General features: G+C 71.6%; 14 protein-coding genes and 1 pseudogene. 7 read left to right on the top strand and 8 right to left on the bottom strand.

Annotated features, from left to right (window positions below; genetic code table 11):
• The first annotated feature begins 35 nt into the window (after positions 1 to 35).
• Positions 36 to 977, top strand: coding sequence for an AraC family transcriptional regulator (locus tag OCJ37_RS05480; protein WP_263112673.1), 942 nt, complete (start codon positions 36 to 38; stop codon positions 975 to 977).
• Between the two features lie 163 nt (positions 978 to 1,140).
• Here OCJ37_RS05480 and OCJ37_RS05475 read toward each other — a convergent pair whose 3' ends face one another.
• Together OCJ37_RS05475 and aspS are read right to left on the bottom strand one after the other, a co-directional pair.
• Positions 1,141 to 1,677 (bottom strand): GNAT family N-acetyltransferase, encoded by a 537-nt coding sequence (locus OCJ37_RS05475; RefSeq protein WP_263112672.1) that lies wholly within the window; start codon positions 1,675 to 1,677, stop codon positions 1,141 to 1,143.
• A 3-nt stretch (positions 1,678 to 1,680) separates the two neighbouring features.
• On the bottom strand, positions 1,681 to 3,438 hold the full coding sequence (aspS, locus tag OCJ37_RS05470; RefSeq protein ID WP_263112671.1) for an aspartate--tRNA ligase: 1,758 nt from the start codon (positions 3,436 to 3,438) through the stop codon (positions 1,681 to 1,683).
• 158 nt (positions 3,439 to 3,596) lie between these two features.
• Here aspS and OCJ37_RS05465 point away from each other — a divergent pair, with 158 nt between their 5' ends.
• Positions 3,597 to 4,577 carry a DUF3011 domain-containing protein gene (locus tag OCJ37_RS05465; protein WP_263112670.1) on the top strand — a complete coding sequence of 327 codons (981 nt, stop codon included), beginning with the start codon at positions 3,597 to 3,599 and terminating at the stop codon, positions 4,575 to 4,577.
• A gap of 71 nt (positions 4,578 to 4,648) precedes the next feature.
• On the opposite strand, the gene OCJ37_RS05460 is transcribed toward OCJ37_RS05465, so the two are convergent.
• Positions 4,649 to 4,987 (bottom strand): FmdB family zinc ribbon protein, encoded by a 339-nt coding sequence (locus tag OCJ37_RS05460; RefSeq protein WP_263112669.1) that lies wholly within the window; start codon positions 4,985 to 4,987, stop codon positions 4,649 to 4,651.
• 450 nt (positions 4,988 to 5,437) lie between these two features.
• Here OCJ37_RS05460 and OCJ37_RS05455 point away from each other — a divergent pair, with 450 nt between their 5' ends.
• Positions 5,438 to 7,762 carry a TonB-dependent receptor gene (locus OCJ37_RS05455; RefSeq protein ID WP_263113596.1) on the top strand — a complete coding sequence of 775 codons (2,325 nt, stop codon included), beginning with the start codon at positions 5,438 to 5,440 and terminating at the stop codon, positions 7,760 to 7,762.
• A gap of 85 nt (positions 7,763 to 7,847) precedes the next feature.
• Positions 7,848 to 9,998 carry a phosphocholine-specific phospholipase C gene (locus OCJ37_RS05450; RefSeq protein WP_263112668.1) on the top strand — a complete coding sequence of 717 codons (2,151 nt, stop codon included), beginning with the start codon at positions 7,848 to 7,850 and terminating at the stop codon, positions 9,996 to 9,998.
• A gap of 126 nt (positions 9,999 to 10,124) precedes the next feature.
• Here OCJ37_RS05450 and OCJ37_RS05445 read toward each other — a convergent pair whose 3' ends face one another.
• On the bottom strand, positions 10,125 to 11,099 hold the full coding sequence (locus OCJ37_RS05445; protein ID WP_263112667.1) for an alpha/beta hydrolase: 975 nt from the start codon (positions 11,097 to 11,099) through the stop codon (positions 10,125 to 10,127).
• A 229-nt stretch (positions 11,100 to 11,328) separates the two neighbouring features.
• Positions 11,329 to 12,108, bottom strand: a pseudogene (bla, locus tag OCJ37_RS05440) (class A beta-lactamase); the annotation flags it as partial.
• Between the two features lie 206 nt (positions 12,109 to 12,314).
• Between bla and ampR the strand changes: the two are divergent.
• Positions 12,315 to 13,193, top strand: coding sequence for a LysR family transcriptional regulator AmpR (gene ampR, locus OCJ37_RS05435; RefSeq protein ID WP_263112665.1), 879 nt, complete (start codon positions 12,315 to 12,317; stop codon positions 13,191 to 13,193).
• Between the two features lie 87 nt (positions 13,194 to 13,280).
• Here the strand turns inward: ampR and OCJ37_RS05430 are convergent, their stop codons facing one another.
• Positions 13,281 to 14,525: an alpha/beta hydrolase gene (locus tag OCJ37_RS05430; RefSeq protein ID WP_263112664.1), complete on the bottom strand. Its 1,245-nt coding sequence runs from the start codon at positions 14,523 to 14,525 to the stop codon at positions 13,281 to 13,283.
• A gap of 330 nt (positions 14,526 to 14,855) precedes the next feature.
• Here OCJ37_RS05430 and OCJ37_RS05425 point away from each other — a divergent pair, with 330 nt between their 5' ends.
• A complete protein-coding gene (locus OCJ37_RS05425; protein WP_263112663.1) occupies positions 14,856 to 15,146 on the top strand; it encodes a hypothetical protein in 291 nt (96 codons plus the stop codon).
• A gap of 136 nt (positions 15,147 to 15,282) precedes the next feature.
• Here OCJ37_RS05425 and OCJ37_RS05420 read toward each other — a convergent pair whose 3' ends face one another.
• Positions 15,283 to 15,786, bottom strand: a complete 504-nt coding sequence (locus OCJ37_RS05420) for a YcxB family protein (RefSeq protein ID WP_263112662.1) — start codon at positions 15,784 to 15,786, stop codon at positions 15,283 to 15,285.
• A 93-nt stretch (positions 15,787 to 15,879) separates the two neighbouring features.
• Positions 15,880 to 17,736 carry an ABC-F family ATP-binding cassette domain-containing protein gene (locus tag OCJ37_RS05415; protein WP_263112661.1) on the bottom strand — a complete coding sequence of 619 codons (1,857 nt, stop codon included), beginning with the start codon at positions 17,734 to 17,736 and terminating at the stop codon, positions 15,880 to 15,882.
• 199 nt (positions 17,737 to 17,935) lie between these two features.
• Between OCJ37_RS05415 and OCJ37_RS05410 the strand changes: the two genes are divergently transcribed.
• Positions 17,936 to 20,326 (top strand): TonB-dependent receptor plug domain-containing protein, encoded by a 2,391-nt coding sequence (locus OCJ37_RS05410; protein WP_263112660.1) that lies wholly within the window; start codon positions 17,936 to 17,938, stop codon positions 20,324 to 20,326.
• The last annotated feature ends 13 nt before the right edge of the window (positions 20,327 to 20,339 follow it).

Genomic DNA, 20,339 nt, shown 5'->3' with positions numbered 1-20,339 from the left:
CGGCGTATCGCCGCAGGCCATGCCCAGCGAAGTCCATGAATGCCCTATCCCCGTCCGAGCTGATCGCCCAGCACTCGCTCGCCGCGCCGCTGGCGGAACTGACCGGCCGCATCGCCCGGCTGACCGCCGGTGGCGAAGGTTTCCATCGCACCGCCCTGCCCGCACTGCACCTGGTCCGCTTCGACGCGCCGACCGCCTGCATGCCGACGGTCTACGAGCCGCGGCTGTGCCTGGTGGTCCAGGGCAGCAAGCTGGCGATCCTGGGCGAGCAGCACTACCGCTACGACCCCCTGCACTACCTGGTCGTGCCGGTGACCCTGCCGATGATCGGGCAGGTGGTGGAAGCGAGCCCGGAAAAGCCCTACCTGTGCCTGCGCCTGGACCTCGCGCCGGAAGACATCGCCGGGCTGCTGTTGGACGGCCCCGAACGGACCGGCGAAAACGAGGCCGGCGACGGCGCCTGTGCCGCCTATGTCGCGCGGGTCGGCACGCCGCTGCTGGACGCCGTGCTGCGGCTGATGCGCCTGCTCGACGCCCCCGAGGACCTGCGCGTGCTCGCGCCGTTGGCGATCCGGGAGATCCTCTACCGCGTGCTGCAGGGCGACCTGGGCGAGCACCTGCGCGCCCTGGCGGTCAAGGACGGCCAGCACCAGCGCGTCGCGCAGGCGGTCATGCTGCTGCGGCGGCACTACCTGGAACCGCTGCGGGTGGAGGCGCTGGCGCGGACGGTGCACATGAGCGTGTCCGCGCTGCACCGCGGCTTCAAGGCGGCGACGGCGCTGTCGCCGCTGCAGTACCAGAAGCAGCTGCGCCTGCACGAGGCGCGCCGGCTGATGCTGGTGGACGGGCTGGAGGCCGCGGCCGCGGCGCACCGGGTCGGCTACGAGAGCCCCTCGCAGTTCAGCCGCGAATACAAGCGGCTGTTCGGCGCACCGCCGCGCGCGGAAGTGACGGCGGTGCGCGCCGCCAGCCGGTGAGGTCCCGGTCGCCTGCGGTCCCGGCGGACCTGGCCGACAACCCCGGCATCGCTGCGCCCCGGCCCGCGCAGCGGCTTCAGCCGAAGGCGTTGGGGAAGCCCTGCCGCGGGTAGGACGGGCTGCGCCTCGGAACGGGGGAACGGCCGCCGGGAAAGCGTCCCCGCTATCGCTCCGCCCGGTCCGGGCCCGCCGCCCGGCGCAGGATGTACTCGTGATCGCGGATCCGGCCGACGGGGAACTCGTAGTCGCCGACCTTCGCGAATCCATAACGTGCGTAGAAGCGCTGCGCACCGAAGTTCTCCGACCACACCCCGATCCACAGCGTGCGCGGCCCGGCGCGCTCCAGCCAGCCCAGCGCGGTCTCGAACAGGCGGCTGCCCCAGCCGCTGTTCTGGTGCGAGCGCAGCAGGTACAGCCGCTTCAGTTCGCCGTCGCCGGGTCGCACGTCCGCGTGCGGCAGGCCGCAGGGGCCGGCCGCGGCATGGCCCACCGCCACGCCGTCGTCCTCCAGCAGCCAGACCGCGTAGTCCGGGTGCTGGAGGATGGTGCGCTGGCGTTCGACGCTGTAGTGCGCTTCGAGGAAATCGCGCAGGTCCTCGGCCGGATACAGATGGCCGAAGGTCTCGGTGAAGGTGGCCGCGGCCAGCGCCGCCAGCGTGGCGGCGTCGTCCGGCGTGGCCTGACGGATCGCCAGCGCCATCGCTCAGCCCTGCACCGGCTTGGCGCGCACCTGCACGTGCACTTCGGCCAGCTGGTCTTCGGTGATCGGCGACGGCGCGCCGGTCATCAGGTCCTGCGCGCCGGTGGTCTTGGGGAACGGGATGACGTCGCGGATCGAGTCGGTGCCGGCCATCAGCGCGGCGATGCGGTCGATGCCGAAGGCGATGCCGCCGTGCGGCGGCGCGCCGTACTTCAACGCGTCGAGCAGGAAGCCGAACTTGATCCGCGCCTCTTCGGCGCCGATGCCGAGCAGCTCGAACACCGCCGCCTGCATGTCGGTGCGGTGGATGCGGATCGAGCCGCCGCCGATTTCGTTGCCGTTGAGCACCATGTCGTAGCCGCGCGACACCGCGGTCCTGGCGTTGGCGCGCAGCTCGGCGATGTCCTCGACCGCCGGCGCGGTGAAGGGATGATGCAGGGCGACGTAGCGCTGCGCCTCCTCGTCGTACTCGAACATCGGGAAGTCGGTGACCCACAGCGGGCGCCAGCCGTCGGCGACCAGGTCGAAGTCCTTGCCGGCCTTCAGCCGCAGCGCGCCCATGAAGTCGGACACCTTGTTGTAGGCGCCGGCGCCGAAGAACACGATGTCGCCGTTGCCGGCCCCGACGTGCGCGATCAGCGCGGCGAAGGCCGCTTCGCCGAAGAACTTGGCGATCGGCGAGGTGACCTCGCCGGTGTCGCCGATCTTGATGTAGGCCAGGCCCTTGGCGCCGTACTTGGCCGCATGCGCGGCGTACTCGTCGATCTGCTTGCGCGACAGCCTGGCACCGCCGGGGATGCGCAGCGCGGCCACGCGGCCGTCGGCGTCGCTGGCGGCGGCGGTGAACACCGCGAACTCGCTGTCCTTGACCAGTTCGGCCACGTCGACCAGTTCCAGCCCGATGCGCAGGTCCGGCTTGTCCGAGCCGTAGCGGCGCATCGCCTCGGCCCAGGTCATGCGCGGGAAGCTGGCGTCCAGTTCGACGCCGACCACTTCCTTGAAGATGGCGCGGATCATCTCCTCGACGAAGTCCTGCACGTCGCGCTCGCGCACGAAGGCGAATTCCATGTCCAGCTGGGTGAACTCGAGCTGGCGGTCGGCGCGCAGCGCCTCGTCGCGGAAGCAGCGCGCGATCTGGTAGTAGCGGTCGAAGCCGGCCACCATCAGGATCTGCTTGAACAGCTGCGGCGACTGCGGCAGCGCGTAGAACTCGCCCGGGTGCATGCGCGCCGGCACCAGGAAGTCGCGCGCGCCTTCCGGGGTGACGTTGGCCAGGATCGGGGTCTCGATGTCCTGGAAGCCCCTGGCGTCGAGGTGGCGGCGCAGCGCCTGCACCAGCTTGATGCGGGTGCGCTGCATGCGCTGCATCTCCGGGCGGCGCAGGTCCAGGTAGCGGTACTTCAGGCGGGTTTCCTCGCCCGGGTTCTCGTGCGCGTGGAACGGCAGCGGCGCGGCCTTGTTGAGGATGTCGATGCGGCTGGCGACGATCTCGACCTTGCCGCTGCGGATCTTGTCGTTGACCGCATGCCGCGCGCGCACCACGCCTTCGACCTGCAGCACGTCCTCGTAGCCCAGGCTGGCGGCGACCGCGAACACCTCCGCGTTCTCGGGCTCCACCATCACCTGCACGATGCCCTCGTGGTCGCGCAGGTCGATGAAGCACACGCCGCCGAGATTGCGGGCGACGTCGGTCCAGCCGGCCAGGGTGACGGTTTGGCCGATCAGGGTCTCGTCGACCAGGCCGCAGAAGTGGGTACGCATCGCAAACTCCAAGGAGGGGCGGCCGGCGCAGAAGGCGCCGGCAAGCCGGATATTCTGCGGCGCGGCGCCGGCCCGGGCAAATCGCGGCGCCGCTCACCCGGCCTTAAGTTTGCGTGAGGCTATAGTCCGCCCACATTCACGGGCATCGGAGGGGACCCATGTTGAAGCGTCTGAGCGGTTGGCTGTTGATGGCCGGACTGGCCCTGGCCAGCGCGCCGGCGGCGGCGCAAAGCACGCGCGCCTACGCGCCGGAGGACCTGCGGCAGCTGTCGGTGCCGAGCCGGGTGCGGGTGATCGAGCGCGAGTACGCCGACCAGTCGCGCGGCCGGCAGATCCCCGACGACCAGCTGGAGTTCTACCTGGACCAGATCGACCGCGGCTGGGGCTTCGGCCGCATCCAGCAGGACATCTCCACCTCGCTGCGCGGCAGCGGCGGCCAATGGCGGCCGCAGCCGGGCTCGAACGCGCAGACCATCGCCTGCTCCAGCACCGACCGCAAGCGCCGCCAGTGCGCCACGCCGTTCCGCGGCCGCGCGCGGCTGGTCGGCACGCTGTCGGACTCGCCGTGCATCGAAGGCCAGACCTGGGGCGCCGGCCCCGGCGTGGTGTGGGTGGACCGCGGCTGCCGCGGCCGCTTCGCCGAGGGCCGTGGCGGCTGGGGCGACGGTGGCGGCGGCAACTGGGGCGGCGGCGGCAATGGCGGCAGCGCCGGCCCCGGCGGCACCATCCGGTGCGAGAGCCAGGACCAGCGCCAGCGTGTGTGCAACACCGGCTGGCGCAATGCGGTGCTGGTGCGGCAGCTGTCCGACACCCGCTGCATCGAGGGCCGCACCTGGGGCCAGCGCGACGGCGCGGTGTGGGTGGACGACGGCTGCCGCGGCGAGTTCGCCGAAGGCCGCGGCGGCGGTGGCGGCGGCTGGGGTCCGGGCCGTCCGCCCGCCGGCGGCGGCGACTACTCGGTGACCTGCAGCAGCGACGACAAGCGCCTGCGCAGCTGCGCCTGGGACCGCCGCCAGGGGCGCCCGGCGGTGATCCAGCAACTGTCCGGCACCACCTGCGTCGAAGGCCGCAACTGGGGCTACGAGGGCAACGCGGTGTGGGTCAAGGAAGGCTGCCGGGCGCGCTTCGGCGCCCGCTGATCGGCAAGCCCAGGAACGCGAACGGCCCGGAGGCGACTCCGGGCCGTTCGCATTTTTGCCAGGCGCCGGGCTCAGGTCGCGGCGGGCTTGGCGGCCGGCGCCGGCGTGGCGGCCGCCGCCGGCTTGGCCGGGGCGTCGGTGGAGGCGGCCGCGGCGGCCGGCTTGGCGTCGCCGCCGCTGCTGCTGCCACCGCTGCCGGACTCGGCCAGGTTGCGCTTCTTGTCGCCGTCCTTCTTGAAATCGGTCTCGTACCAGCCGCTGCCGGACAGCCGGAACGACGGCGCGGTCAGCTGCCGCTTGACCGCGGGCGCGCCGCACGACGGGCAGGCGTCCGGATCGGGATCGGAGAGTTTCTGCAGGCGGTCGAAGCTGTGACCGCACTCGGCACATTGGAAGGCATAGATCGGCATGGCGGCAAAAACGCGAGAGGAACAGAGGCCGCCAGTATGGGGCCCGGGCGCCGGCTTTCAAGCGATGCGGCCGGCTTGGACGCCAGGCCGGCGCCTGCAGAGGGTGCACGAGGCGTCGCCCGTACCCTCATCCGCCCCTGCCGGGCACCTTCCACCGAGGGGAGAAGGGAACCGCCGCGTTGCGCTTCAGTCCCTCTCCCCTGGGCTTTAGTCCCTCTCCCATTGGGGGGGTTGGGGTGAGGGTCCGGCGCGAAGCGACCCGCCAACGCACCGACACACCGCGCCATCCTGCAGACACAGGCGCAGGAACCCGCGAACCGGCAGTCACACCCACGCAACCATGTGTCGACACCATCACGGTCCCCCACCTGCAAGCGTTCACCTTTGATGAATTTCCCGAAAAGTTTCCGTGTCCCGCGGCGGACCACGCTGGCCCTATTGCTGTCGGCGATGGTCGCCCACGCCCAGGCCGCCGATGCAAGCGCTCCCGCCACGCCCGCCGAGGCCGGCGATCAGGTCTCCACCCTGGACCAGGTGCAGGTCGTCGGCCAGGCCACCACCTATGCCAAGACCAGCGTCAGCAAGGAGATGCTGGACCGCCAGTTCGCGATGGGCAGCGTCAACGACGTGCTCAACGAGCTGCCCGGGGTGATCGTGACCGAGGCCGACGCGTTCGGTTCCTCCGACTGGGGCACGCAGATCAGCATGCGCGGCTTCGTCAGCAACCGCGACACCCAGCAGATCGGCACCACCATCGACGGCCTGCCCAACGGCGGCTCGGCCTACGGCGGCGGCGCCAAGGCCAACCGCTTCATCGACCCGCTGGACCTGGAGACGGTGGAAGTCAGCCAGGGCACCGCCGACATCGCCTCGCGCTCCAACGAAGCGCTGGGCGGCACGCTCAACTACCTGACCGGCGAACCGCTCGACGCGCAGCGCGTGCGCGTGGCGGTGGGCATCGGCGACAACGACGCGCGCAAGTACTACGCGCGCTACGACACCGGCCTGATCGGCAGCACCAAGGCCTGGCTCAGCGCCTCGCACAGCAGCAACGACGACTGGATCGACGGCAGCGGCCACACCACCCGCGACCACCTGGCCGGCAAGTTCGACAGCGATCTGGGCGCGTGGAAGCTCAGCGGCTACCTGTCCTACGACGACGCCGACGAATCGGAATACACCAGCGTCACCCCCGAGCAGTTCGCGCGCGATCCCGAGCACGACCTGCTGACCGGCACGCTGACCGGCATTCCCTACCTCGACCAGAACTACCGCTCCGGCTCGCGCGCCCTGCGCAAGAACACCTTCGGCTACCTGCGCGGCGCGTTCGACGGCGGCAACGGCTTCAAGGCCACGCTGGCCGGCTACGCGCACCGCCTGGAAGGCCGCGGCGACTGGATCCCGCCGTACCTGGTGGACGTGAGCAACGACGGCAGCGGCAACCCGGAATCGGAATTCCGCGGCGGGCGCACCGTGTACGGCGGCAGCGACCTGGGCAAGATCTACTTCGTCACCCCCAGCGGCGCGGCGGCGACGCTGCTTGCCGGCTGCAGCGGCAGCGCCACCGTGCCGGCCGAATCGAACCCGGCCTGCTACCCGGCCGGCTCGCAAGCGGTGCAGTCCTACCGCCACAGCCACTACGACAACGACCGCGCCGGGTTCACCGCCGATGCCGAATGGCGTGCCGCGCTGGGCGCGATCGACAACACCGTGCGCGCCGGCGTGTGGCTGGAGAAGTACCAGCGCAGCGTCACCCGCGACTGGCACCGCCTGCTCAACGTCGGCACCGACATCGCCTTCGACCACACCCCGTACTGGGTGCAGTTCAAGGACAAGTACGACACCGACGAGCGCATGTACTACGTCGAGGACCTGATGCGCTACGGCGATTTCGCCTGGCGCGTGGGCGTCAAGCAGTTCTTCGTCGACCAGACCCGCGACCGCCGCATCGGCGACAGCCAGCACGCCGGATCGGACGCGCACTCCGACCCGCTGTTCTCCGCCGGCCTGACCTGGACCACGCCGGTGAAGGGCCTGGAAGCCTTCGCCGGCTACTCGCAGAACTTCGCCGCGATCCCCTCCGGCGTGCTCGGCGAGACCGACCCGGTGGCGCTGAGCCGGGTCAAGCCCGAGACCGCCGACAACATCGAGCTGGGCCTGCGCATCAGCCGCTGGCCGCTGACCGGCAGCGTCACCGTCTACGACATCCGCTTCGACAACCGCATCGTCTACGTGCCGGCCAACTTCGTCGACGGCATCGACTACCTGGGCGAGACCGACGGCGTCTACGAGAACTTCGGCGGCGTGCATGCGCGCGGCGTGGAAGCGGCGCTGGGCTACGGCTGGGACAACGGCTGGCGGATCAACGGCGCCTACACCTTCAACAAGGCGACCTACCTGGGCAGCGGCGACGCCGCTCGCGACACCGCGCTGGAGATCGCCCCGGGCTCGCAGGTGATCGGCCAGCCGCGCCACACCCTGGTCGCTTCGGCCGACTGGCAGGGCCAGGCCTGGGCGTTCGGCCTCTCCGGCCGCTACCTGGGCAAGCGCTACCTGGATGCGTCCAACAGCGCCAGCCTGGACGGCGTCACCACCTTCGACGCGCACCTGGGCCTGAGCCTGTCGGAACTGTCGGCGCAGCTGCAGGGCCTGAAGCTGGACCTCAACGTCAGCAACCTCACCGACAAGCGCTACCTGGAAGGCGTGGACGGCAGCGACAGCGCGTTCATCGCCGCGCCGCGCACGGTCGGCCTGACCCTGACGCTGGATCTGTAACCGCGCAGCCCGCATGCTGCGCCCTCGCCGGCGGCGCGCTGCCGCCGGCGAGCCCTCTTCGTTCCGTCCTGCCGGTGCCCGCGCCATGACCGACCTTCCCCGCCGCCGCCTGCTGCAGGCCGGCGTCGCCGGCGCCGCCGCCGCGCTGCTGCCGCCCAGCATCGCCCGCGCCGCCGCGATCGCGCCGGACGTGCGCAGCGGCACCCTGCAGGACCTGCAGCACGTGGTGATCCTGATGCAGGAGAACCGCGCCTTCGACCACTACTTCGGCAGCTTTCCCGGCGCGCGCGGCTTCGGCGACCGCTTCCCGATCCCGGCGCCGCCGCTGCCCGAGGCGGCGCGGCGCAGCGTCTGGCTGCAGCCCAGCGCGGACGGCAGCCGGCTGCTGGCGCCGTTCCCGCTGCGCACCGCGCGCGACTTCCGCGCCATGCGCGTGCAGGGCACCCCGCACACCTGGCCGAACGCGCAGCAGGCCTGGGACCACGGCCGCATGGGCCACTGGCCCGCGGCCAAGCGCGACCATGCGCTGGCCCACTACGAGCGCGACGACCTGCCCTTCCAGTTCGCGCTGGCCGAGGCCTTCACCCTGTGCGACGCCTACCACTGCGCGATCCAGGCCGGCACCAATCCCAACCGCGTGTTCCTGTGGACCGGCCACAACGATCCGCATGCGCGCGCCGGCGGGCCGGCGATCGCCAACTCGCACGACAACTTCCCCGAACTGGGCGGGCATGCGGACGACTACCGCTGGCCCAGCTACGTCGAAGCGCTGCAGCAGGCCGGCGTGTCCTGGCAGATCTACCAGGACATGGCCGACAACTTCACCGACAACCCGCTGGCCGGCTTCGCCCCGTTCCGCGCGGCCTGGCGCGGCGCGCCCGGCCACGATCCGCAGCTGCGCGAACGCGGCGTCGGCACGCGCACGCTGGCGCAGCTGCGCGAGGACGTGCTCGGCGCGCGGCTGCCGGCGGTGAGCTTCGTCATCGCCGACGCCGCCGGCAGCGAGCATCCCGATCCGTCCAGCCCGGCGCAGGGCGCGGCCTACACCGCGCGCGTGCTCGACGCGCTGACCGCCGATCCGAAGGTGTGGTCGCGCACCGCGCTGCTGCTGATGTTCGACGAGAACGACGGCTTCTTCGACCACGTGCCGCCGCCGGCGCCGCCCTCGCCCGATCCGGCCGCGGCCGGCGGCTGGGCCGGCGCCTCCACGGTCGGCACCGACGGCGAATACCACCTGCATCCGGCGCCGGGCGACGAGAAGGCCGACCTGCCGGAGCTGCGCGGCCGTCCCTATGGCCTCGGCCCGCGGGTGCCGCTGTACGTGATCTCGCCGTGGAGCCGCGGCGGCTGGATCGACTCGCAGGTCTACGACCACACCTCGGTGCTGCGCCTGCTGGAACGCCGCTTCGGCGTCGCCGCGAGCGGGCTGACGCCGTGGCGCCGCGCGGTCTGCGGCGACCTGGTCGATGCCTTCGATTTCCGCCAGGCCGACACGCGCCCGTTCGTCGCCGCGCTGCCCGACGTGCGCGCCGCGGCGGCGCGCGCGGCCGCCCTGCGCGAGCATGCGCTGCCGCCGCTGCCGGCCACCGCGCAGGCGCCGCAGCAGCCGTTCGGCGTGCGCCGCTCGCGCGCGCTGCCGTATCGCCCGACGGTGCAGTTCGAGCACGTGGACGCGCGCGGCGAAGTGCGGCTGCGCCTGGCCAATGCCGGCGCGGCGGCGGTGCTGCACGTCTACGACCGCTACGACCTGGCGGCGGTCCCGCGGCGCTACACGGTCGGCGCCGGCGCCACGCTGGACCCGACCTGGACCACCTACGACGGCCGCTACGACCTGTGGCTGCTCGGCCCCAACGGCTTCCACCGCCACTACCGCGGCGACCTCGCCGCGCCGCCGCTGCAGGCCGAGATCGCCCAGGACGCGCACGACCCGCAGGCGCTGTGCCTGCTGCTGCGCAATCCCGGCATCCGCGCGCTGCACGTGGAACTGCAGCCGGGCGCCTATGCGCAGGCGCAGCCGCGCGACCGCGTGGAGCTGGCGCCGGGCGCGGAGCATCGGCGCAGCTGGAACGCGGCGGCGACGGGCGGCTGGTACGACCTGTGGCTGGTGCAGGACGGCGCGCGCCAGCGCCTGGCCGGGCGCGTGGAAACCGGCAAGGCCAGCGTCAGCGATCCGGCCATGGGCGGGCCGGCGCAGCTGTACCAGAGCGAGGTGGCCGAGATCGCCGCGCCCGGTTGAGCGCCGGCCCGCGGTCGAGATCGAGGGTCGCGGAATCCAGGTGGCATCGGTGCCGGCGCTTCGCATCGGCGCGGTGGCCGCCTGCGGAACTGCCGCAGCGCGCAGGCGCTGCGCCTGCCGCGGCGGTCAGCGGGCGCCGGCCGCGTCCAGCATGCCGATGGTTCCCAGCCAGGTTTCCACCAGGCGCGGCCATTGCGCGATCGGCAGCGTGCCCGCGCGCAGGCCGAAGGCGTGGCCGCCCTGCGCGTACAGGTGCATTTCCGCCGGCACGCCGGCCCGCTTCAGCGCCACGTAGTAGGCCAGCGACTGCGCGACGTTGTCCACCTCGTCGTCCTCGGCGTGCAGCAGGAAGGTCGGCGGGGTGCCGGTGCCGACGGTGATGTCCGGGCGCAGGTCCAGGCGGGTCGGATCGCGCGTGGCGCGATCCTCGTCCTCGTGCGCCCACAGGTGGCCGGGATAGACCGCGATGGCGAAATCCGGGCGGCAGCTCTCCCCGTCGGCGGCGTCCACCGCCGGATAGGTGCGTTGCGCGAAATGGGTGCTGGCCGCGGCCACCAGATGCCCGCCGGCGGAAAAGCCGATCACCCCGACCCTGTGCGGATCGATGCCCCACTGCGCCGCATGCAGGCGCACCAGCCCCAGCGTGCGCTGCGCGTCCTGCAGCGCGGTCTGCACCTTGGGGTAGTAGCGGCCGCCGTCGGTCCAGGTCGGCCCGGAATTGGGCACGCGGTACTTCAGCAGCACGCAGGTGATGCCGCGCGAGGTCAGCCAGTCGCAGATCTCCGTCCCTTCCAGGTCCATGGCCAGCATCTGGTAACCGCCGCCGGGGAACACCACCACGGCGGCGCCGGTGTTGCGGCCGCTGGGCGCATACACCGTCATCGTCGGCCGGCTGACGTCGTTGACCCTGGGCCACCACGGGCGTCCGGGACCGGGGCCGACCGATTCGGGCTTCGGGCGCGGCAATGCATCGGGAACCTTGCCTGGCCAGATCGGCACCTGCACGTGGCCTGGCGCGGGCTGCCAGATTTCCCCGTGGGCCGGCGCGTGGGCGAGCAGCAGTGCGGCGGCGGAAACCACGAAAAAGAGGGGATTGCGCATGCGTTCTTGCTCCAGTGGATGGAGGATGGACGACAGGGAAGCGATGCGTGGCAATCGCGAAGCGTTCGCTTGCGGCCGGGCAGCGCATCCGCCGGCGCCAGGATCTTGCGATCCGCAAATGCGCGCGCCGCGGCCGCACCCGCCAGGGATGCGCGAGACCGCCAGCCGGCGCAACCGCTGCATCGCCAAGTTCGCCGGGCGCGACGCCTTCGCCGCATAACCGCGGCGCTCAGTCCGCGAGCGTCTCGCGCACCGCCACCGCCACCGCCTTCAGCGCCGCGTCGCGCGCGGCGCTGTCGACCTTGGCGCCGTTGAGGTAGGCGGTCAGCAGCAGCGGCGTGCGCCGGCCCGGCGGCCACACGATGGCGATGTCGTTGCGGGTGTCGGTGCCGTTGCTGCCGGTCTTGTCGCCGATCCTCCAGCCGCGTGGCAGGCCGGCGCGCAGGCAATCGTCGCCGGTGCGGTTGTCGATCAGCCACTCGGTCAGCCGGGTGCGCGAGGCCGGCTGCAGCACGTCGCCGAGCAGCAGCGCGCGCAGGGTGGCGGCCATCGCCGCCGGGGTGGTGGTATCGCGCGGATCGCCGTCGGCGTAGCGGTTCATCTCCGGCTCGTAGCGGTCGGAGCGGGTCTGCGCGTCGCCGAGCGCGCGCAGGAAGCGGGTCAGCCCAGGCGGGTCGCCGACCAGCGGGAACAGCAGGTTGGCGGCCGGGTTGTCGCTGAAGATCATCGTCGCCCGGCACAGCTCGGCCACGCTCAGCGTGCCGCCGACGTGGCGCTCGGTGACCGGCGCGTGCGCCAGCATGTCCGCGGCACGGATCGGCACACGCCGTTCCAGGTCCAATTCGCCGCGATCGACCCGCTGCAGCACCGCCGCCGCCAATAGAAATTTGAAGGTGCTGCACATCGGGAAACGCTCGTCCTGCCGCTGCCCGCCAAGCGTGGCGCCGCTGCCGTCGAGCAGCGCCACCCCGAGCCGGCCGCCCGTGCCGCGCTCGATCGCGGCCAGCCGCCGGGCCAGGGACGGCGCCTTGATTTGCGGCACTTTCGCGTCCGTCCCGACCGCCAGCGCTGCCGCCGCCAGCCCCATCCCCTGCAGAAACCGTCGTCTCGCCAGCATCGTCCACCTCCGTTCGAAGCGTCGATGATGCGCAGCTTGACCGCCGCCCACCAGCGAGGTTATTCAATTGCAGCCATGAACGGAATTAATGCCTGACCATGATCCGCCCGCAGCTGCCGCTGAACGCCCTGCGCGCCTTCGAGGCGGCCGCGCGGCACCAGAACCTGACCCGCGCCGCCGTCGAGCTGTGCGTGACCCAGGCCGCGCTCAGCCACCAGATCAAGCAACTGGAAGCGCGCCTGGGCGTGGTGCTGTTCCAGCGCCTGCCGCGCGGCGTGGCCCTGACCGACGAAGGCCAGCGCCTGCATCCGGTGCTGACCGAGGCCTTCGACCGCATCGCCGCGACCCTGCAACGCTTCGCCGGCGGCCGCTACCGCGAGACGCTGAGCGTCGGCGTGGTCGGCACCTTCGCGGTCGGCTGGCTGCTGCCGCGCCTGGACGCCTTCCACGCCGCGCATCCGGACATCGAACTGCGCGTGCACACCCACAACAACCGCGTCGACCTGGCCGGCGAGGGCCTGGACCTGGCGATCCGCTTCGGCGACGGCGACTGGCAGGGCCAGTGCGCCACGCCGATCCTGGACGCGCCGTTCGCACCGGTGTGCGCGCCGGCGCTGGCGCGCGCGCTGCGCGTGCCGGCCGACCTGGCCGGCGTGCCGCTGCTGCGCTCCTACCGGCTGGACGAATGGCCGCGCTGGCTGCAGGCGGCGGCCGCGCCGGAAGTGCTGGCCAGCGGGCCGATCTGCGATTCCTCGCTGACCCTGGCCAGCGCCGCGGCGGCCGGCGCCGGGGTGGCCCTGCTGCCGCTGCGCCTGTTCGCGCAGGACCTGGACGCCGGGCGCCTGGTCGCGCCGTTCCCGACCCGCATCGACGCCGGACGCTACTGGCTCACCCGCCTGCGTTCGCGCGCCGAAAGCGAGGCCGGCCGCCGCCTGCGCGAGTGGCTGCTGGCCGAGCAGCAGCGCGCGGCGAGCTGAGCGGAACGCGCGCAGAAGGTTCAGCCGTGTGCCAGGACGCGTGCGCACGCCATGGCCTGCACCATCCGCGGCGCACGCGCTGCCGGCTCACCGGCACGCATCGCCCTTGGCGAATTCCATGCCGACCAGGCCGCGGACGAAATAGGCGAACCCGGGATCCCAGATCGCGTTGTGCTCCTGGATCAGCGCCTTGTCCACGCGCACGTTCAACAGCGGCACCCAGGGCTGCGGCGCTGGCGCGGCGCTGGACGCCAATTCGATCCCGCCCAGTGCGAACGCGCCGGTGCCGGCCCTGAAACCGCCCCAGGTGCGTGCCGCCGCGGTGAACGCCGCCGGGGTCAGCGCGGTCTGCACCGTTGCCCCGGGCAGCACACGCAGCCGATAGCGCGCAAATGGCGGATACAGGCCGTACGGCGTGGTGATCAGTTCGGCCTCGTCCGTGCCCGCCGCCGCCAGCCGCTGCGGATAGAACAAGCGCATGCCGCGCGGAAATTCCCTGGACAGCGCGGTGTCGGCGTCGGAGGTGAAGCTGGCCATGGCCAGCGGCTCGCACGCCCGGAACGCGGTCTGCGCGACGGCCTGGTGCAACGCGACGAACTGTTCGGCCTCGATCGCCGGATTGAGCAGGATCACCAGATCGCCATACGCCTTCTGCCGACGCGCCTGCGGATCGCCGACGGCGGCGACGATGCGGTCCTTGACCGCGGTGAACAGCACGCCGCCGCCGAAGCTGTGCCCGATCAGCACCAGGCGGCTTTCCGGCGCGGCGCGGCGCAGCTCGGCCAGGCGCGCCAGCACGCCGCGCACGCCTTCCACGCCGGTGGTCAGCCCCAACTCCTTCTTGTCCCGGTACGAGAGCAGTTCGAGCAGGCTGTTGTCCGAAGCCTTGGCCTGCCACCCCAGGTAGACGCCGACCACCGCACGCCGCTTGCCCACCGCCAGCACCTGTTCCTGCGCCTGCAGCTGGCGCAGAAAGGCCTTGAAGGCGATGACGTTGCCATCGCCCTGCGCCGCGTTGTGGTTCCAGCCATGGATGAACACGACCAGCAGTAGGCGTTGCGGCGGCAGCGCAGCGCGCGCGGCGATCTTGCCCATGACATCGTCGATCGATGCCGGATCGTAGGGCGCACCGTTCTGGTCGAACTCGACGAAGGCCAGTGCCGGCGCCGGCGCCGTGCCATCGCCGTCCAGCACGAGGAACTCCGCTGCCTTGCACTCGCTGGACAGGGACGAGGTCTCGCGGCAGATCGTCCGCTGCGTTCGCTGCTGGCCGTAGCCGGCGCAGCCGGCCAGCAAGGCGGACAGCAGCACTGTTGCCATGACTCGGTTCATCCCGTTCTCCTTGAGGTCGTGTGCACTGCCAGCGGCGCGGGCCACTGCGCGCCGCATCCATCGCATCCGGCGCAGGCGGCTGTCGCCACACCCACCAAGCGATCCAACGCAGACCGGGACCGGTTACGGCCATCGCACGGGACACCAGCCAGGGCGCCCGAGCGACGATCGCCGGCAAGGGCGGCCGAGGAGAGCACGGCGCCCAAGGGCAAGCCACGTGAAGATTTGTGCACCGCCACTTGGCGGCCGCCCGAGAGCGGAACTATGATCGGAGTCGCAGTTGCAAGGGGCGCCAGGGGAAGGCGATCACGTTCCTGGGGGGAACACGCAATGAACCGTCTCGTCATGGCCGCTCGTCCGGCCCTGGTTTCGCGCGACATCGTCCTGGCCGCCGCACTGGCCTGCCTGTGCGTGCTGCATCTGGCCTATTTCCTGCGCAGCGGCGCCAGCGAATGGCACTGGGCGCTCAGCGCGGCCGGGCTGGCGCTGATGGGGCTGAAGGCCGGCCTGCGGCCGACGCCGACGGCGCGTCCGTCGCTGCGCAGCCTGCGCTCGCGCACGCCGCTGGATTGGGCCGCCATCGCCGGCGGCCTGCTGGTCGTGGCCAGCGCCGCCGCCTGAGCCAAGCCAGGCCACCGGCGCCACGCCGGGCAAGCGCGCCAGGGGCGACGCCCGGCGCGCTGCCTGGCGCTGCCGCACGCACACCCCACATGCCACGCGTCGCCCGTGTGTGCGCGCCACGGACCCGCGCACGCCGCTATCCGGCGCGGGCAGCGGTTCCCACCCGCGTCGCCAGGCGCCGAAACGCTTCGCGCTGCGCGTCATCGGCGAACCACGCCGTGGGCACCACCTCGAACAGCATGTCGTTGTGGTACAGCAACAGCAGCTGCGCGTTCTCGCGACAGCGGACGTAGTCGGTCCAGGGATGGCGCGCCCGTCCGCCCGCCCACGAGACCTCGATCTCGGTCTCGTCCCAGGCATAGGTGACGACATGCCGCAGCGTGGCCTGCTGCGCGTGCAGGCGCCGCACCTTGCGCGGCAGGATCCACGCACGCGTGACGCCCAGGCCGATCAGCCCGCCGCCGCCGGCGCCGACCAGCAGGGCGCCGAACACCGTGGCCTCGGACGGCAGCGACAGCACCAGCACCAGCCCGACCAGCAAGGCGGCCGCCAGCACCGCCAACGCGCGCCGCAGCTGGTGCCGGGTGTGCAGGCGTTGCGCGGCCAGGTAGTCGTCCACGCCGATGATGCCGCTGATCATGGTTGCTCCCTGCGCCGCCGGCCCGACGCGCAGCTTAGCGAATGGCGTGCACGTGCGGCGCCAGGCAGCGCGCCGCCAGGGGAACGCTGCCGCTTACGCGCCCTCGATCAGCTCCAGCCACGCCTGCTCGGCCTGCGCCAGCTGCTGCGCGGTGGCCTCGCGGTCGCGGCCCAGCACCGCCATCTTCTCGGCGTCGGCGTAGTGCCTGGGATCGGCGAGCTGGCGGTCGAGCTCGGCCAGCGCCGCTTCCAGCTCGGCCACGCGCTTCTCGGCGGCGGCCAGCTTGTGCGGGTTCGGCGGCTTCTTCGCCGGCAACGGCTTGACCGGCGGCGGCGGGGTCGGCGCGGCCTCGGCCATCTTCTGCTTGGTGCCCTGCGCGGCCGGGCGGCTGCGCAGCCAGGCGGCGTATTCGTCCAGGTCGCCGGCAAACGGCTCGACCACGCCGTCGGCCACGCGCCAGAAGGTGTCGCAGACCAGGCCGATCAGGTGGCGGTCGTGCGAGACCATCACGATCGCGCCCTCGAAGTCGCTCAGCGCCTCGGCCAGCGCCTCGCGCATCTCCAGGTCCAGGTGGTTGGTCGGTTCGTCGAGCAGCAGCACGTTGGGCTGCTGCCAGGCGATCAGCGCCAACGCCAGGCGCGCGCGCTCGCCGCCGGAGAAGCCGTCCACCACTTCGAAGGCGCGGTCGCCGGGGAAGTTCCACTTGCCGAGGAAATCGCGGAATGCCTGGATCGAGGCGTCCGGCGAGATCTCGCGGAAATGGTCGATCGGCGACTGCCCTTCGTGCAGCGACTCCACCGTGTGCTGGGCGAAGTAGCCGATGCGCAGGTCCGGGTGCGCGCTGCGCTCGCCGCGCAACAACGGGATCTCGCCGACCAGGCTCTTGACCAGGGTCGACTTGCCGGCGCCGTTGGGGCCGAGCAGGCCGATGCGGTCGCCCGCCTCCAGGCCGAACCCGGCCTGGTGCAGGATCACCTCGCTGCCGTAGCCGCAATCGGCGTGGTTGAGCCGGATCAGCGAATGCGGCAGCCGGTTGGGCTGGGCGAACTCGATGCGGAACTCGCGCTCGGCGCGCACCGCCTCGGTGCCGGCCATCTTGGCCAGCCGCTTCATCCGGCTCTGCGCCTGGCTGGCCTTGCTGGCCTGCGCCTTGAAGCGGTCGATGAAGCTCTGCAGGTGGGCGCGTTCGGCCTGTTCCTTCTCGTGCGCGATCTGCTGCTGGCGCAGCTGCTCGGTGCGCTGGCGCTCGAAATCGGTGTAGCCGCCGACGTACAGCTTGGCGCCGCCGCCATGCAGGTGCAGGGTGTGGGTGGCGACGTTGTCGAGGAATTCGCGGTCGTGGCTGATCAGCAGCAGTGTGCCCGGGTACTTCAGCAGCCACTGCTCCAGCCACAGCACCGCGTCCATGTCCAGGTGGTTGGTCGGCTCGTCGAGCAGCAGCAGGTCCGAGGGCATCATCAGCGCCCGCGCCAGGTTCAGCCGCACCCGCCAGCCGCCGGAGAAGTCCTTGACCGGGCGCGAGTGCGTCGCCGCCGGGAAGCCCAGGCCGTGCAGCAGCTTGCCGGCACGCGCGGTGCCGTCGTAGCCGCCGACCTCTTCCAGGCGCACGTGCGCGGCGGCCACCGCCTCCCAGTCCTCGGCGGCCAGCGCGTCGGCCTCGGCCTGCAGCGCCGCGGCCACCTCGGTGTCGCCGCCGAGCACGAAGTCCAGCGCCGGATCGGGCAGCGACGGGGTTTCCTGGGCGACGCTGGCGGTGCGCAGCTTGCCGGGCAGTTCCACGTCGCCCTTGTCGGCCTCCAGCTCGCCGCGGATCGCCGCGAACAGGCTGGACTTGCCGGTGCCGTTGCGCCCGACCACGCCGACGCGGTAGCCGGCATGCAGGGTCAGATCGACGTTGGACAGCAGCAGCCGCTCGCCGCGGCGCATGGCGAAATTACGTAGCGAAATCATCGGGGGAGAGCGTCCAAAGAACCGTTGGGAATATGCAGATGAGCATGCTTCCTGGGACACGATTCTACCGTTAACGAATAATTGACGCTCAGGCGTGCGCGGGCCACCCTTCCCGGCCCCTCCTCGCGGCCTCCGCCGCATCGCCGCCGTTCCGCCCCCATCGGGCCCCCAGAGGCCCGCCCGCTGTATTGGAGAATTCATGAATCACCCTGTTTCCCGGCTCGCGATCGCCGTCGTCGCGGCCCTCGTCGGCGTCCCCGCCTTCGCCCAGAGCGCCGACACCGCGGCGACGCCGAGCACGCTGGACACCGTCATCGTCACCGGCACCCGGGTCAGCGACCGCACCGTGGCCGAATCGCAGTCGCCGATCGACATCATCACCCCCGAAGCGCTGCAGTCCACCGGCACTTCGGAACTGGCCACCGCGCTGTCGCGCGCCCTGCCCTCGCTGAACTTCCCGCGCCCGGCGCTGACCGACGGCACCAGCGGCATCCGCCCGGCGCAGCTGCGCGGGCTCTCCCCCGACCAGGTGCTGGTGCTGGTCAACGGCAAGCGCCGCCACACCTCCGCGCAGATCAACGTCAACGGCAGCATCGGCCGCGGCGCCTCGGCGGTGGACATCAACGCGATCCCGATCGCGGCGATCGAGCGGGTGGAAGTGCTGCGCGACGGCGCCTCGGCGCAGTACGGCTCCGACGCCATCGCCGGGGTGATCAACATCGTGCTCAAGGGCGCGGGCGAAGGCGGCAGCCTGGCGATCGACCACGGCCGCTATTCGGCCGGCGACGGCGCCAAGTCGCAGCTCTCCGGCGATGCCGGGATCGGCTTCGGCGACGGCCGCGGCAGCGTGCACGTGGCCGGGCAGATCAGCCAGCAGGACGCGACCAACCGCGCCGGCCCGTACCAGGGCACCACGCCGAACACCAGCAACTATCCGGGCATCGGCGAGACCACCTTCGTCTACGGCGACCCGCAGGTCGACGCGACCGCGGTCTCGGCCAACGGCGAGTTCCGCTTCAGCGACCGCGTCACCGGCTACGCCACCGCCATCGCCAGCAACCGCGACATCACCTCGTTCGCGTTCTACCGCTCGCGCAACCACAACGGGCAGAGCGCGCTGCTGGCGCAGACCTACCCGGACGGCTACGTGCCGGAGATCGGCCAGTATTCCAAGGACCGCTCGCTGGTCGCCGGGCTCAAGGGCAGCACCGAGGGCGGCTTCGGCTGGGACGTGAGCTACAACTACGGCTACAACAAGATCGGCTTCAACACCCGCAACAGCATCAACTACAGCCTGGGCATCGACAGCCCCAGCAGCTTCTACGACGGCGCGCTGGAGTACACCCAGAACATCGTCAACGCCGACTTCACCCAGCCGCTGGAATGGGGCCTGGCCTATCCGGTGACGCTGTCCTTCGGCGCCGAATACCGCCAGGAGAAGTGGAACCAGTCGCCGGGCGAACCGGACTCCTACAGCGGCACCACCGGCGGCGCGCAGGGCTTCGCCGGCTTCTCGCCGGCCAACGCGGTGCATTCGGACCGCCACAACTACGCCGTCTACGCCGGCCTGGAAGCGGACTTCACCGACAAGTTCTCCGCCGGTCTCACCGGCCGCTACGAGGACTACTCCGACTTCGGCAGCAAGACCTCGGGCAAGCTGTCGGCGCGCTACGCGTTCACCGACAAGGTGGCGCTGCGCGGCACCGTGGCCAGCGGCTTCCGCGCCCCGTCGCTGGCGCAGCAGCAGTACCAGGCGGTGACCAGCAACTACATCAACGGCACCTTCTTCGAATCGGGCACCTTCCCGGTGGACAGTGCCGTGGCCCAGGCGCTGGGCGCCGCGCCGCTGAAGGCCGAGACCTCGCTGTCCTACAGCCTGGGCCTGGTGCTGCAGCCGGCCGAACGCCTGTACCTGACCCTGGACGCGTACCAGATCAAGATCGACGACCGCATCCTGCTGTCCTCCAACCTCAACGACGCCGCGGTGCTGGCGCAGCTGCGCGGACTGGGCTATTCCAACGTCACCAGCGTGCGCTACTTCAGCAACGCGGCCGACACCCGCACCCGCGGCGTGGACCTGGTCGGCACCTACACGATCCCGTTCGCGGCCAGCACCCTGGACCTCACCGCCAGCTACGGCTACAGCAAGACCGAGATCACCGACGCGGTCGAGCAGCCGCAGGCGCTGGCGGCCATCGGCTCGACCCAGACCATCCTCGGCCGCGACGAGATCGGCCGCCTGGAGGACAGCTTCCCCAAGGACAAGATCATCCTCAGCGGCACCTGGAAGCTGCAGCACTGGGACTTCAACCTGGCCGCCACCCGCTACGGCGACTTCACCGTGCGCAACTCGGCCAGCGCCGCCCGCGACCAGACCTACGACGCGAGCTGGGTGGTGGACGCCTCGGCCAGCTTCAAGCCCAGCGCCAACTGGACCCTGACCCTGGGCGCGGACAACCTGCTGGACCAGTACCCGGACAAGACCACCAACCTGGTCAACTCCACCTTCGGCATGCTGCCGTACAGCAACTACTCGCCGTACGGCTTCAACGGCGCCTACGTGTACGGGCGGATCAACTACCGCTGGTAAGCCGCAACGCCCG

Source organism: Xanthomonas sp. AM6, assembly GCF_025665335.1.
Classification (GTDB): domain Bacteria; phylum Pseudomonadota; class Gammaproteobacteria; order Xanthomonadales; family Xanthomonadaceae; genus Xanthomonas_A.
The sequence above is the reverse complement of the archived record's forward strand: the minus strand, read 5'-3'. Positions and strand labels throughout refer to the sequence as shown.

What these genes read in the sequence shown, in the direction of transcription:
- OCJ37_RS05480 (WP_263112673.1), top strand. Translation starts at nt 36, where the DNA reads ATGAATGCCCTATCCCCGTCCGAGCTGATCGCCCAGCACTCGCTCGCC.
- OCJ37_RS05475 (WP_263112672.1), bottom strand. Translation starts at nt 1,677, where the DNA reads ATGGCGCTGGCGATCCGTCAGGCCACGCCGGACGACGCCGCCACGCTG.
- aspS (WP_263112671.1), bottom strand. Translation starts at nt 3,438, where the DNA reads ATGCGTACCCACTTCTGCGGCCTGGTCGACGAGACCCTGATCGGCCAA.
- OCJ37_RS05465 (WP_263112670.1), top strand. Translation starts at nt 3,597, where the DNA reads ATGTTGAAGCGTCTGAGCGGTTGGCTGTTGATGGCCGGACTGGCCCTG.
- OCJ37_RS05460 (WP_263112669.1), bottom strand. Translation starts at nt 4,987, where the DNA reads ATGCCGATCTATGCCTTCCAATGTGCCGAGTGCGGTCACAGCTTCGAC.
- OCJ37_RS05455 (WP_263113596.1), top strand. Translation starts at nt 5,438, where the DNA reads ATGGTCGCCCACGCCCAGGCCGCCGATGCAAGCGCTCCCGCCACGCCC.
- OCJ37_RS05450 (WP_263112668.1), top strand. Translation starts at nt 7,848, where the DNA reads ATGACCGACCTTCCCCGCCGCCGCCTGCTGCAGGCCGGCGTCGCCGGC.
- OCJ37_RS05445 (WP_263112667.1), bottom strand. Translation starts at nt 11,099, where the DNA reads ATGCGCAATCCCCTCTTTTTCGTGGTTTCCGCCGCCGCACTGCTGCTC.
- ampR (WP_263112665.1), top strand. Translation starts at nt 12,315, where the DNA reads ATGATCCGCCCGCAGCTGCCGCTGAACGCCCTGCGCGCCTTCGAGGCG.
- OCJ37_RS05430 (WP_263112664.1), bottom strand. Translation starts at nt 14,525, where the DNA reads ATGAACCGAGTCATGGCAACAGTGCTGCTGTCCGCCTTGCTGGCCGGC.
- OCJ37_RS05425 (WP_263112663.1), top strand. Translation starts at nt 14,856, where the DNA reads ATGAACCGTCTCGTCATGGCCGCTCGTCCGGCCCTGGTTTCGCGCGAC.
- OCJ37_RS05420 (WP_263112662.1), bottom strand. Translation starts at nt 15,786, where the DNA reads ATGATCAGCGGCATCATCGGCGTGGACGACTACCTGGCCGCGCAACGC.
- OCJ37_RS05415 (WP_263112661.1), bottom strand. Translation starts at nt 17,736, where the DNA reads ATGATTTCGCTACGTAATTTCGCCATGCGCCGCGGCGAGCGGCTGCTG.
- OCJ37_RS05410 (WP_263112660.1), top strand. Translation starts at nt 17,936, where the DNA reads ATGAATCACCCTGTTTCCCGGCTCGCGATCGCCGTCGTCGCGGCCCTC.